Annotated in this window: 11 protein-coding genes and 1 pseudogene; 8 read left to right on the top strand and 4 right to left on the bottom strand. The window is 64.4% G+C overall.

The window, feature by feature from the left end:
* From AB4097_RS18160 to AB4097_RS18135, 6 genes and pseudogenes are all read left to right on the top strand, one after another.
* A pseudogene (locus AB4097_RS18160) lies at nt 1-132 on the top strand (IS5/IS1182 family transposase); the annotation flags it as partial.
* Nucleotides 133-399: 267 nt separating this feature from the next.
* Nucleotides 400-1,551, top strand: a complete 1,152-nt coding sequence (locus tag AB4097_RS18155) for an isobutyryl-CoA dehydrogenase (protein ID WP_442042114.1) — start codon at nt 400-402, stop codon at nt 1,549-1,551.
* Nucleotides 1,552-1,695: 144 nt separating this feature from the next.
* Nucleotides 1,696-2,067 carry a DUF5367 family protein gene (locus tag AB4097_RS18150; protein WP_442042112.1) on the top strand — a complete coding sequence of 124 codons (372 nt, stop codon included), beginning with the start codon at nt 1,696-1,698 and terminating at the stop codon, nt 2,065-2,067.
* Between the two features lie 46 nt (nt 2,068-2,113).
* A complete protein-coding gene (mmsB, locus tag AB4097_RS18145) occupies nt 2,114-3,004 on the top strand; it encodes a 3-hydroxyisobutyrate dehydrogenase (protein ID WP_442042110.1) in 891 nt (296 codons plus the stop codon).
* 248 nt (nt 3,005-3,252) lie between these two features.
* A complete protein-coding gene (locus AB4097_RS18140; protein WP_442042108.1) occupies nt 3,253-4,464 on the top strand; it encodes a peptide ABC transporter permease in 1,212 nt (403 codons plus the stop codon).
* A gap of 92 nt (nt 4,465-4,556) precedes the next feature.
* Nucleotides 4,557-5,726 (top strand): M20 aminoacylase family protein, encoded by a 1,170-nt coding sequence (locus AB4097_RS18135; RefSeq protein WP_442042106.1) that lies wholly within the window; start codon nt 4,557-4,559, stop codon nt 5,724-5,726.
* Between the two features lie 61 nt (nt 5,727-5,787).
* On the opposite strand, the gene AB4097_RS18130 is transcribed toward AB4097_RS18135, so the two are convergent.
* Complete coding sequence (locus AB4097_RS18130; protein ID WP_442042104.1) at nt 5,788-7,470, bottom strand: L-lactate permease; 1,683 nt, start codon at nt 7,468-7,470, stop codon at nt 5,788-5,790.
* A gap of 144 nt (nt 7,471-7,614) precedes the next feature.
* Nucleotides 7,615-8,727, bottom strand: a complete 1,113-nt coding sequence (ribA, locus tag AB4097_RS18125) for a GTP cyclohydrolase II RibA (protein ID WP_442042102.1) — start codon at nt 8,725-8,727, stop codon at nt 7,615-7,617.
* A gap of 225 nt (nt 8,728-8,952) precedes the next feature.
* Here ribA and AB4097_RS18120 point away from each other — a divergent pair, with 225 nt between their 5' ends.
* Nucleotides 8,953-9,912 (top strand): hypothetical protein, encoded by a 960-nt coding sequence (locus AB4097_RS18120; RefSeq protein ID WP_442042100.1) that lies wholly within the window; start codon nt 8,953-8,955, stop codon nt 9,910-9,912.
* Here AB4097_RS18120 and AB4097_RS18115 read toward each other — a convergent pair.
* Nucleotides 9,875-10,834: a DMT family transporter gene (locus AB4097_RS18115; protein ID WP_442042098.1), complete on the bottom strand. Its 960-nt coding sequence runs from the start codon at nt 10,832-10,834 to the stop codon at nt 9,875-9,877. The two genes, AB4097_RS18120 and AB4097_RS18115, sit on opposite strands and share 38 nt — an antisense overlap.
* A gap of 398 nt (nt 10,835-11,232) precedes the next feature.
* Between AB4097_RS18115 and AB4097_RS18110 the strand changes: the two genes are divergently transcribed.
* Complete coding sequence (locus AB4097_RS18110) at nt 11,233-11,484, top strand: hypothetical protein (RefSeq protein WP_442042096.1); 252 nt, start codon at nt 11,233-11,235, stop codon at nt 11,482-11,484.
* A 6-nt stretch (nt 11,485-11,490) separates the two neighbouring features.
* Here AB4097_RS18110 and AB4097_RS18105 read toward each other — a convergent pair whose 3' ends face one another.
* Nucleotides 11,491-13,269 (bottom strand): SLC13 family permease, encoded by a 1,779-nt coding sequence (locus AB4097_RS18105; protein ID WP_442042094.1) that lies wholly within the window; start codon nt 13,267-13,269, stop codon nt 11,491-11,493.
* Between the last annotated feature and the right edge of the window lie 53 nt (nt 13,270-13,322).

Raw genomic sequence — 13,322 nt, 5'->3', positions numbered from 1 at the left:
CGGCATAAGGTTGAGAACATGTTCGCCAAGCTCAAGGACTGGCGCCGGATCGCCACCCGCTACGACCGCTGCGCCCACACCTTCTTCTCAGCCATTTGCATCGCGGCTGCCGTCGCCTTCTACCTCAATTAACGAGTCCTGAGCCTAGGCGGACTGACAGAGTCTCATTACTTTGACGACCTGTTTTATTTAGGAACTTTCACTTTTAAAGAATCCCCCTCTGATAATGGATCTCGTATTCGAAATTGGACTTTTGTGCCGGCACCAGAGGGCGAAGAATTTATTAGAGATCCAGGCGGTTAGGCTAAAACTGAGACGCTGAGAGGTGATACATACTGTCCCCGCCCTAGATCGAAAGTCACGGTTGCCCAAAACCCCTCTGATATGACGATTGAGGCCATGACCCAGTTCTCCCTCACCGAAGACCAAATCGCCGTCCGCGACATGGCCCTTGCCTTCGCGGCGGACAATCTCGCCCCCCATGCCCTCGAATGGGACGAGAAGAAGCATTTTCCCGTGGACGTGATGCGGGAGGCGGCGAGCCTCGGCATGGCGGCGATCTACACCCGCGACGACGTGGGCGGATCGGGCATGACGCGGCTCGATGCGGCGCTCATCTTCGAGGCGCTCGCCACCGGCTGCCCGGCGGTCTCGGCGTACCTGTCGATCCATAACATGGCGACCTGGATGATCGACCGCTACGGCTCGGAGGAGCAGCGCCAGCGCTATATCCCGCGCCTCGTCACCATGGAGCTGATCGCGAGCTACTGCCTGACGGAGCCGGGCTCGGGCTCGGACGCGGCAGCGCTCAAGACCAGGGCCGTGCGCGACGGCGACCATTACGTCGTCAACGGCGTGAAGCAGTTCATCTCGGGTGCGGGCACCTCGGACATCTACGTGACCATGGTCCGTACTGGCGAGGAAGGTCCCTCCGGCATCTCGACCCTGGTGATCGAGAAGGGCATGAAAGGCGTGTCCTTCGGCGCGCAGGAGAAGAAGATGGGCTGGAACGCGCAGCCCACCGCCGCCGTGATCTTCGAGGACGTGCGCGTGCCTGTCGCCAACCGGCTCTCGGAGGAGGGCCAGGGCTTCAAGATCGCCATGTCGGGCCTCGACGGCGGGCGCATCAATATCGGCGCCTGCTCGCTCGGCGGCGCTCAAGCCGCGCTCGACAAGGCGCTCGCTTATGCCAACGATCGCAAGGCCTTCGGCAAGCGCATCGCGGAGTTCCAGGCGCTGCAGTTCAAGCTTGCCGACATGGCGACCGAACTCGAAGCGGCGCGCACCTTCCTGTGGCGCGCAGCCTCGGCACTCGATGCCAAGGCACTCGACGCCACGAAGCTCTGCGCCATGGCCAAGCGTATGGCGACCGACGTGGGCTTCCAGGTGGCGAACGACGCGCTGCAGCTCCATGGCGGCTACGGCTATCTCGCCGATTACGGCATCGAGAAGATCGTGCGTGACCTGCGCGTGCACCAGATTCTGGAGGGCACCAACGAGATCATGCGGCTGATCGTGGCGCGCGATCTGGTGGGACGCGGCAATCGATGAATGTGAAAACCGGGCGCTGCACCGGAGCCCTCATCCTGAGGAGCGAAGCGTCTCGAAGGACGAGGGCGTCTCCAGTGCTCTCTGGACGATCCTTCGAGACGCAGACTGCGTCTGCTCCTCAGGATGAGGTCGGGTACAATGAACATGGCTTTCAGATCGCTCGGTCTCGGCTTCGGCCTCGCTGCCGTCATCTTCGCGCTGTTCCATGTCGCCGGCCCATGGTTCTTCCTCGAAGGGCGCCGGCCGTTCCAGCTCAACTTCACGGTTGGAGGGGCGCTTGGTCTCGCGCTCGGCCTGTTGACCCCATCGATCCTGCGCGTACCGGCGAAAGCAGCCGTTCATGCCATGGCAATGATGGCGGTCCCGGGCATGCTCATCATGGCGGCTGTCGGGTCCCATTTCGCCGTGTTCTTCCCGCAGCTCGATCCTACCCTCGACAAGGTCTTCGGTTCGCTCATGCTGTGGTTCTACGGGTTTGCATTGGCGGGATCACTCTGGAGAGCGCGCGGCGCGTGACGGCGGCCCTCATAAAAACATCGAACGACAACACGGGAGGATTCTCATGACCAGCATCGCCTTCATCGGCCTCGGCAACATGGGCGGCCCCATGGCGGCCAATCTCGTCAAGGCCGGCCACAGTGTCACCGGCTTCGACCTGTCGCCCGCCTCCTGCGATCAGGCGCGGAGCGACGGCGTGAGCGTCGCAGCATCGACCGTCGATGCGGTGCGGGACGCGGAGATCGTCGTCACCATGCTGCCGGCCGGCAAGCACGTGCTCTCGGTCTGGGCCGACATCCTCCCCGCGGTGAAGGAAGGCACACTCCTGATGGATTGCTCGACCATCGATGTGGACAGCGCCCGCAAGGCGCATGCGATGGCGCGCGAGCAGGGGCGCAATCTGGCGAGCCTAGACGCCCCGGTGTCGGGCGGCGTCGGCGGCGCGCAGGGCGCCACGCTCACCTTCATGGCCGGTGGCGAGAAGAACGCCTTCGACCGGGCCGAGCCGATCCTGTCCAGGATGGGCAAGAAGGTCGTCCATTGCGGCGAGGCGGGCGCAGGCCAGGCAGCGAAGATCTGCAACAACATGATCCTCGGCATCTCGATGATCGGCGTGGCGGAAGCCTTCGTCCTGGCCGAGAAGCTCGGCCTGTCGCATCAGGCACTCTTCGACGTGGCGTCCACGTCGTCGGGCCAGTGCTGGTCGCTCACCACCTATTGCCCCGTACCGGGTCCGGTGCCGACCTCCCCGGCCAATAACGGCTACAAGCCGGGCTTCGCCGCGGCCCTGATGCTCAAGGACCTGAAGCTGGCCCAGGAGGCCGCCCTCGCGTCCGGAGCCTCGACTCCCTTGGGCGCGGAGGCGGCACAGCTCTATGCCCTGTTCAACAATGCCGGGCATGGAGGCGCCGATTTTTCGGGAATCATCAACTTCCTCCGCGGACAGAGAGGCTGAAGGCCGATCATTCAACCTGTTATGGTCATCCCCGGACTTGATCCGGGGGCGGCCGTGTCGATTGGAAAAAGCCCACCGTTTTCCCGTTTCGGGATCACCGGCACGAGGCCGCGAGGGCAAAGGAGGACTATACCCCTCCTGGGGGCGAGACGAAGAAAGGCGTGTGTTGCATCGCACCTACAGCTTTTCGCAATCTCGTCCATTAGGCTTTCCACTCCTGAATGCTCAACCGTCGATTGCCTGACCGCATGATCCGCCCCGTTGCCCAAGCGGCCAATCCGTCTGCCGATGCCGCCGCCATGCTGCGGCGCCTCGGCTTCGCGCTCCTGTTCTTCGCCGTCCCCCTGGCGGCCCTGTTCACGCGGCGCGCCTTGGTCGTGATGGCCCCCCTGGCGGTCATTCTGCTCGTCCTTGCCTCGGTGCTCGAGGGGAGCGCCAGAAACGCCTGGGACAAGCTGATCACCCTTGCCACCTCGCCCGGGGGCATCGCGGGGCTCGTCCTGCTGCTCTGGGCCGGGCTGTCCCTGACCTGGACCCCGTTCCTGCCGCAGGCGTCCGAGCGGCTCTTCAACATCGTCGGCATGACCCTCATGGGACTGGGCGGATATCTCGCCATTCCCGAGCGGATGCGCTCGGCCAACCTCTATCTTCTCCCCGTGGGCGTCGGCCTCGCGGCCGTGATCGCCATCGCCCTGACGCTCACCGGGGGCAGCCGCTTCGATCCCGGGGGCCTGAGCCTGGAGCGTGGCATGCTCATGCTCGTCCTGCTGCTCTGGCCCGCCATCGCGTGGCTCCATTCCCGGGGGCGCAACCTGGAGGCCCTGGGCCTCGCACTGGCCGTGGCCGTCTGCTCCCTCCTCACCCGCGACGGTCTGCCCCTCTACGGTCTGGCCGCAGGCGCCATCGTCTTCGTCGTCACGGCCTGGAACCCGGTCCTCGGCGCTCGCCTGACCGGTTTCGTCATGGCGGGCCTGCTGCTGTTCGCCCCGATCTTGCCCTTTATCCTGAAGCCCCTGGCGGCGGAACTGCTCGGACCGGGCTCGCCGGCAACGCTTGGCCTCGAGGCGTGGCGCAACGTCATTCTCGACGAGCCGCTGCGGCTCCTGACCGGGCACGGCCTGGAGACCGGCCTGCGCGGGCGCTTCTTCGGATTGATGCCGCCGAGTGCTCCGTCCACGCTGCTGTTCGAGATCTGGTTCGAGCTCGGGCTCGTGGGGGCCGTGGCCGGCAGCGTTCTGCTGTATCAGATCGTCGTCGGCGCAGAGAGCCATCGGGCCACCGTGGCGCCGAGCATCATGGCCGCATTCGCCTGCACCTATGCCCTGGGCTGCCTCGGCATCGGCACCACGCAGGTCTGGTGGTTCACGGCGCTCCTGGTCCTGGTGCTGATCTTCGTCGCCATCGAACGCGGCCAGTTCCGCACGAAGCGTCCCAAGGCCGTTCTGCACCGCACCCTGTAACGACCTCATTCTTCCTCTTGGAGAAGGATTGACGGAAGGGCATCGCGTCTGCTTGGCTGGCGCCTTCCGGATTCTTGACCCCGAGGAACGACATGCCGATCATCAACCGCGTCGCCGATCTCGCCGATGAAATCACCACCTGGCGCCGCGACTTCCATGAAAACCCGGAGCTGCTGTTCGACGTGCATCGCACGGCCGGCATCGTGGCCGAGAAGCTGAAGAGCTTCGGCTGCGACGAGGTCGTGACCGGCCTCGGGCGGACCGGGGTCGTCGGCGTGATCAAGGGCCGGACGAATAATTCCGGCAGGGTCATCGGGCTTCGCGCCGACATGGACGCGCTTCCCATCGAGGAGGCGACCGACGTTCCCCACAAGTCGAAGGTGCCGGGCAAGATGCACGCCTGCGGCCATGACGGCCACACGGCGATGCTGCTCGGGGCGGCGAAATACCTGGCCGAGACGCGCAACTTCGACGGCACGGCGGTGGTGATCTTCCAGCCGGCAGAGGAAGGCGGCGGCGGTGCCAACGAGATGCTCAAGGACGGCCTGCTGGAGCGCTTCGGCGTGCACGAGGTCTACGGCATGCACAACATGCCGGGTATTCCCGTGGGCCAGTTCGCCATTCGGCCCGGCGCGATGATGGCCGCGGCCGACCGGTTCACGATCCGGATCGAGGGCAAGGGCGGACACGCGGCGCGCCCGCACGACTGCATCGACCCGGTCGTCATCTCGGCCCACATCATCACGGCCCTGCAGACCATCGCGTCGCGCAGCGCCGATCCGCTGGATTCCGTGGTGGTCTCCGTCTGCACCGTGAAAGCGGGCGAAGCCTTCAATGTGATTCCCCAGACGGCCACCCTGCTCGGCACCGTGCGCACGCTCTCTCCGGCGGTGCGCGATCTCGCCGAGGACCGCATCCGCGCCATCGTGGAGAATGTCTGCGCCGCCTTCGGCGCGAAGGCCAACGTCGAGTATGACCGCGGCTATCCGGTGACCATGAACGACCCGGACAAGACGGAGTTCATGGCCAATGTCGCGCGCGCCGTCGCGGGCGAGAATGCCGTCGACACCACGGTGCTCCCGCTCATGGGCGCGGAGGATTTCTCCTACATGCTGGAGGAGCGCCCGGGCGCCTATATCTTCCTCGGCAACGGCGATACGGCGGGCGTCCATCACCCGGCCTACGATTTCAACGACGAGGCGAGCCCCTACGGCGTTTCGCTCTGGGCTAAGATCGTCGAAACTGGCATGCCGGCACGATAAAACCCATTCAACAAAAAGCCGCCGCCGGATCTCTCCGGCGGCGGCTTTTTTGTGTCTTGCGTCAGTGCAGGACCATGTTCGTGAACGGCGAGACATAAGCCTGAAGCATCACGAGGCCGCCGACCAGGCAGGCGAGCACGATGGAGTGCCAGAACACGAAGCGCAGGATGCTTCCCTCATGGCCGAACCAGTTCGTCGCCGTGGAGGCCACGACGATGGATTGCGCGTCGATCATCTTGCCCATCACGCCGCCCGAGGAATTCGCCGCCGCCATGAGGATGGGAGGCAATCCGAGCTGCTCCGACGTGATCTTCTGCAAGCCGCCGAACAGCACGTTGGACGCGGTATCGGACCCGGTCAGCGCCACGCCGAGCCAGCCGAGCAAGGTTCCGAAGAACGGGTAGAGGATGCCGGTTCCGGCAAAGGCGAGGCCGAGCGTCGCGTCGACGCCCGAGAAGCGCGTCAGCGTACCGATGGCGAGCATCGCCGCGATGGTGATGAGCGAGTAGCGCAGCACCCAGATCGTTTCGAACCAGGCCGTGATCAGCCGCAGGGGCGAGAACCCCATGACGAAGCCGGCGATGATGGCCGCGATCAGCACGCCCGTGCCCGTGTAGGACATGTAGGTGAAGGCGAAGACGGCGGGCTCCGCCGTCGGATTCGCCACGATGGGCGCAACCTTCTGCACCATGTTGTGCAGGCCCGGAACCGGGTAATTCCAGGTGAAGATCGGGTTGACGAGCGCCTTGAACCAGCCTGTGCCCCAGATGGCGACGATCACCGACAGGATGATCCACGGGATCCAGGCACGGAGAACCTCTCCGCGATCTACTTGAGGGGTCATGTTGGGCGTAGCGGCGCCCAAGGGAGCAGGCTGGGTCAGGGTTCCCACCGAATCATCGCGCGTGCGCAGGGCTGGCGAGGTCCAAATCTCCTTCGGATGCCAGATCCGCATGAAGCCGACGAGACACGCCATGCAGATCAGGGATGCGCCGATGTCGACAATCCAGGGATTGATGTAATTCGAGATCAGGAATTGTGGAATCGCGAATGAGATACCGCACACCAGGATCGCAGGCCAGATCTGCATCATGCCGCGGAACCCCGCAAATACCGCGATAAGCCAGAACGGCACGATGAGTGAGAAGAAGGGCAGCTGACGGCCGACCATGGCACCGAGGACGTAAGGGTCGAAGCCGGTCACGGAAGCAAGGCCCTGGATCGGCGCGCCAAGGGCGCCGAAGGCGACCGGAGCGGTGTTGGCGATCAGCGAGAGACCGGAGGCCGCCAGCGGCGAGAAGCCGAGGCCAATGAGGATGGCGCCCGTGACGGCAACCGGCGTGCCGAAGCCGCCTGCGCCTTCAAAGAAGGCCCCGAAGGCGAAGGCGACAAGCAGCAATTGAAGGCGTCGGTCCGTCGTGATGCTACCGACCGATTGCTGAAGCGTGGCGAAATATCCCCTCTCCACCGTCAGCCGATAGAGAAATATGACGTTCAGAATGATCCAGCCGATTGGGAACATGCCGGTTGCAACGCCGAACAAGGCAGCGCGCGTGGCAAGCCCGGCGGGCATGGTGAACAGAAAGATCGAGACCGCAATCGCCGCAAGAAGTGCGATGACGGCGGCAATGTGCGCCTTCACCTTGCCGGAAGCGATCATCACCAAGAGCAGAATGACTGGAACGGCGGCCGCTATAGTCGACAACGTGGCGTTGCCAAATGGATTATAGACTTGGCTCCACATGAGCTTTCCCCCTCAACCGGCCAGCGCAAGCTGGCATGCATGGCATAGCGGTCGGGCCGGAGAGGTCTTTCCGCCTCATGGAAAGCTAGAACATTGTTCTCATGCGACAATATGAACTTGAGTGGTATATCGCGGTTCTAACCGCTAATCCTTGTTCGAGCAGGCGAGCATGCCCTCAAGGTCGATGTAATGGCCGGCACGATCCCGCTTGGCCGCCAGATAACTAACGTTCTCCGCCGTCGGACGACCCAGCACCCGGTGATCGGAGATGACCTCGAGGCCGGCCTGCGCCAGCGCCCCGATCTTCTCGGGGTTGTTGGTCATGAGCCGGACCTTGCCCACTCCCAGCTCCTTGAGCATCACGGCGGCGAAATCGAAGCGGCGCTGATCGGCCTCGAAGCCCAAGACCTCATCGGCATCGTAAGTGTCGTACCCTTGCGACTGGAGCTTATAGGCCCGGATCTTGTTGGCAATGCCGTTCCCGCGCCCCTCCTGGTCGAGATAGAGCAGGATCCCGCCTTCGCTCTGGGCCATGAAGCGTACGGTCTCGCGCAGCTGGTCGCCGCAATCGCATTTGAGGCTGCCGAAGAGATCGCCCGTCAGGCAGGCCGAATGCAGCCGCACGGTCACGGGCTTCGAGAGATCCGGCTTGCCGACGACGATCGCCACTTGGTCGCGCAAACCCTCGCCGCCGCGGAACACCACGAATTCGCTGGTCGGAGCCCCCTCCAGCGGCACCGGCGCCCGGCTGACGATCTTCAGATCGATTGCCTTGGCGCGGCGGTAGCCCCGGATAGCCTCGCCTGACACCCTGATGATGGAAGGAGCTATTTCGACGCCCTTCGCCAGCGGCACGACGATGACGGCCGGCAGCACGAGGGACAGGCGGGCCAGTTCCAGGGCCTCCCCGTCAAGCTCGTCGGCCGGACGGACCGGCGCGTCGATGCGCCCGTCGACCTTGAGCGCCAAGGCTTCCACCCGGGTGCGGTCCACCACCGGCAGGGCCACCCGGCCGGGAACCCCGCGCTCGAGGCCGAGGCGGCGAAGCCTCGCGGCCGGCAGGACGAGATGGGCGCGACCGCCTGCTACGGTCTCGATCTCGGCACCTATGGCTTGGTCTAGGTCCTCGACGCCGACCACGAGCGCGCTGCCCTCCGCTCCGTCGATCACCACGGGGCGGGCGCTGCGAAACTCCATGATGGCCCGCTCGACCGAGGTCGTGGCAGGATTGTCGGACAGGCTTAGGGTCAGGCGCATTCTTGCATACTCGGGCAAACAGCCTCAGATCTGGCGGGAGACGAGGGGCTTCAGGACGATTTTCACCCTACCACAGGCCTCTCCGATCCCTAACCCCATACATGCGATGGCTGCCATACCGAATCAACAGGCTCCCCTGCAAAGCCCTCCTGGCTCGACGGCATAGTCGGAGCGCGCTATCTCTGGCGCTTCCCTGTGCTTCAGCTTCCGTAAAGACACCTGACGATGCCCTCTTTCCTGTCCTGGCTTTTCGCCTTTGGATTTCTCGGCCTCGCCTCGACGGCCACCGCTGCCACCCTCGACGGCCTGGCCGTGGACGTCACGAATACGAGCGAGCCGGTGCTCTGCGCCGAAAAGGACAATGTGGCGATCAACTTCGCCTCGCCGGAGGTGAAACATTTCCAGATCGAGGCCGTGCATCCGGCCTATCTGGGTTCCCTGCGCCAGGATCGCTGGAAGCCGGACTGGACGGCCTGCGAGGACATCTCCGAGGAAACCTCGGCCAAGCCGCACCCGACCATGTCGACCCTGTATGAGGATGGCAATGTCCGGATCATGGGCCTGTCCTTCACCGCGTTCTGGCGCCCGGGCGACGTCACGGTGACCATCGGCGACAAGGTCGCGCACAAGATCCATCTTCTGCAGCTGCTGAAGAAGCGCGGCGACAAGGCGGTGGAAGTGCTCGTGATCTATCCGGGCGACGGCTATTGGCGCATCAAGCCGCTCCCGCCCGAGCATCTGGACTGGACCTCCTACGGCTCCTCGTTCCTGGTCGGCCCGGTGGAGTTCGACCAGCGGCCCGTGGTGAACCTAAAGGACGTCGCCTTCGACCCGAAGACCATGACCTTCACGCTGACCCTGGCAAAGGGCGGCAAGGCAATTGTCGCCGTCAAGGCTCTCAACGAGGAGCGCATGACCCTGGACGTCGCTTTCGATCAAGGCGTCTCCGGCCTGCCCTTCGCGGGTCTTCGCTCCATGTACGTGACAGAGTTCAACGCGGATGTGGCGCGTATCGCCGTGCGTGAGGAGAAGGCCCGCTCCTGGCGCGAGGAGCCGATCATGAACTTTCAAGGATCCAAGGTGACCGATGCTTGGATGGGACGGCTCGTCCCATCCCGCCACAACACCAGCGCGCCCGACATGATGTTCAACCGTTTCCGCGCGGAGCCGGGCGCTTCGCGCTGACCCATATGCTCAACGCCGAGACGAGACGTCCATCGATCAGGATGAGCCCTGCTCCGATCAGGACCATCCCGACCATGTGCCGGACGGCCAATGTCTCGCCGAGGACGAGCACGCCGAGCAGGATGGCGCTGACCGGGATGAGGAAGGTCACGAGGCCCACATTGGTGGCGCCGGCCCGCGCGAGCAAACGGAAGAAGATCAGGTAGGCGAACGCCGTCGAGACGAGGCCGAGAGCCGCGAGGGACAGGATCGCCCCTGTGCTCGGCATCGCCAATGTCCAGGGCCGGTCGACGATCAGCGCAGTGGGGAGAAGAAGCGCACTCGAGACCGTGACCTGACCGGTCGCCGTGGCGAGCGGCGGGATACCCATGGTTTTGAAGCGCCGCCCGAAGACCCCGGCGAACCCATAGGACAGAGCCGCGCCGAGAACGGCGAGCTGCGCGAGAATGCTTGCATCCAGGGAGACGAAGGCCGCGGCCCCGATCATCACGGCGACGCCGATGAAGCCGACGACCACGCCGGCGAGCCGCTGGCCCGTCAGGCGCTCATCGTCCGTGAGGTAATTCGCCACGATGACGGTGAAGAGCGGCGTCGTCGCATTGAGAATGGACGCGAGGCCGCTGGCGATGTGGCCCTGTCCCCAGACGATGAGGGTGAACGGGATGACGTTGTTGAGGATCGACATGCCGAGAAAGGCGGCCCAGGCCTGACGGCTGCGCGGCAGATCCACGCCTATGAGCCTCAAGACGAGAAGGAGTGCCGAGGCCGCCGTCACGACCCGCAGCGCCACGATGGTCAGGGGCGGCAATTCGCGAACGGCGACCCCGATGAAGAGGAAGGAACCGCCCCAGACCACGGAGAGGATCCCCAGCAGCGCCCAATCGGATGCGTTCATGGTCTTCTGAATGGATGCTTGTGCCATCATGTCGTTTCCGGAACTCGCGCAGCGGGATGACACAAAGCAGGTCGCCGGACGACCCGTTTTCTGTGGTCGCGAGATGGCGTACCACCCTATTGCGTCGGCACGTCAGCCAATCGCCCCGGCCCAATTCCAGGCAGCCGAAACGGACCTTATCGCGTGAAAATCCTTCCGGTTCGCAATTCCGGATCGTTCACTTCATAGATATGCCATAACGTTTTGTTAGGGCATTGACGTTAGACCGACAGCCCTAGCCACAATCCGACAATCCACAGCAAAAATCCCGAGGTGGGAAAGGTTTGGTTTACGATGGCGGAAAGTCCCCTCGCACCTTTACCACTCCTTCACGGCTTCGGAGCGAACCTCGCGCTCGCAATCCAGCCCCGTGTAGCGCCCCAACCATGACCCAGCCGCTCTCCCGCGAATCGACCTACAGCGCCCGTCCTCAGACGGTGCGGTCGAGCTTCTGCGTGCTGCCCCATGATCCCCGACCGGCCCGGAACGCCAGCTTCATCTTCGGCCGCTCGGATTCGCGCTATCGCCCCCTGCTCAACCAGGAGGAGCGGGACCGGCTCCATTTCTGGGCCATGATCGTCGCCCTGTCGTCGTCGGTGGCCGGCACGACCCTGCTGTTGACGGCCATCCTGCGCTGATCGAGTTCACTGCAACGGCCAGACCAGCATAATAAGCGGGACGCCGACCACCACCACCAGGATCGACAGCGGCAGACCCAGCCGCCAGTAATCGCCGAACCGATAGCCGCCCGGCCCCATCACCAGCGTGTTGCACTGGTGCCCGATGGGCGTGAGGAAATCGCAAGCTGCCCCGATGGCCACTGCCATGAGGAAGGCATCGGGCTTGTAGCCGAGCTGGGTGGCGAAGCTCGCCGCGATAGGGGCCATCACCAGCACCGTCGCGGCATTGTTGAGGAACGGCGTCACGGCCATGGCCGCCACCATGATGAGCACGAGAGCCCCTGTCGGCGGCAGCATGCTGGCGGCCGACGAGAGCCAGCCGGCGATCAGGTCCGTCCCGCCCGTCGTCCGGATCGATTCGCTGACCGGGATCAGCGCCCCGAGCATGACAATGATGGGCCATTCGATGGTCTCGTAGGCCTCGCGCAGGGTCAGCGACCCGAAGAGCACGAGCAGTACGCCCGCGCCGAAGAACGCGATGGCGACCGGCAGGATGTTGAAGGCGACCAGGATCATGGTACCGGCGAGAATCGCCGCCGGCAGGAGGCTTCTGCGCGCGCTGCCGAGCCGGATTTCCCGTTCCGCCAGCGGCAGGCAGCCGAGATCGCGCAGGGTGTCGGGGAGCCGCTTGAGGTTACCCTGCAGCACGATGACGTCGCCCGCACGGAGTGAAATGGTGCGCAGCCGTTCCTTGAACCGTTCGCCGCTGCGACTGACCGCAATGAGATTGACGCCGAACCGCTCGTAGAGACCGATCCGCTCGGCCGAAAGGCCGCTCATGACGGAACTCGGCCCGACGATAGCCTCGATGACGCCGATCTCGTCCGTGGCCTCATCGACCTCGGGCAGCCGGTGTTCGCGGCTGAGCCTCAAGCCCGCCCGCGCGACGGTGCTCTCAAGCGCATCCGGCTCGCCCTCGAGCATCAGCACATCGTTGGCCTGGATCAGGGCATCCGGGAGAGGAGAGGAACTGCGGGTCTCGTGGCGGATGATGGCCGCGACCTTCACCTCCCCATTGGCGAGCCTGCGAAGATCCGCCACCGTCTGGCCGGCCACTTCGGATTCAGGCGTGACGCGTGCCTCGGTCACGTAATCCTTGATGTCGAGCGCCGCATCGAGGGATGCGGCTCCCTTGCGGCCCTGCGGCAGCAGGCGGTAGCCGAAGGCCAGGAACACGATGCCCGCAAGTGCAATGCCGATTCCGACCGGTGTGAAGTCGAACATGCCGAAGGGCTGGCCCAGAAGCTCCTGCCGCATGCGCGAGACGATGATGTTGGGCGAGGTTCCGACCAGGGTGACGATGCCGCCGAGAAGCGACCCGAAGGCCATCGGCATGAGAAAGCTCGAAGGCGGCGTGTTCGTGCGCCGGGCGATCTGGAACGCGACGGGAATCATCATCGCCAGGGCGCCGATATTCTTCACGAAGGCCGAGAGAACCGTCACCACGCCGACCAGAACGATGACCTGGATCTGCGTGGTGCGCAGATACGGCCCGACCCGGTTGAGCCCGGCCTCGAGGATCCCCGACTTCGCGACCGCGGCGCTGACCAGAAGCGCGCTCGCCACGATGATGACGATGTCGTCGCTGAAGCCCTCGAAGGCCTTGTCGGGTGGGACGATGCCGACGAGCACGGCCACCAGCAGCGACAGGACGGCGACGAGATCGTAGCGGAAGCGGCCCCAAACGAAGAGCGCCATCATCCCGGCGACGATGGCGAAGGAGAGCATCTGTTGGTGGGTCATGCGAAACGCGAAGGAGAGGAATGTCTATCCTAACGCGCTGCGCTGTCATTAGT

This window comes from Microvirga sp. 2MCAF35, from assembly GCF_052115545.1.
GTDB lineage: Bacteria > Pseudomonadota > Alphaproteobacteria > Rhizobiales > Beijerinckiaceae > Microvirga.
This window is presented reverse-complemented; position numbering and strand designations above follow the sequence as displayed.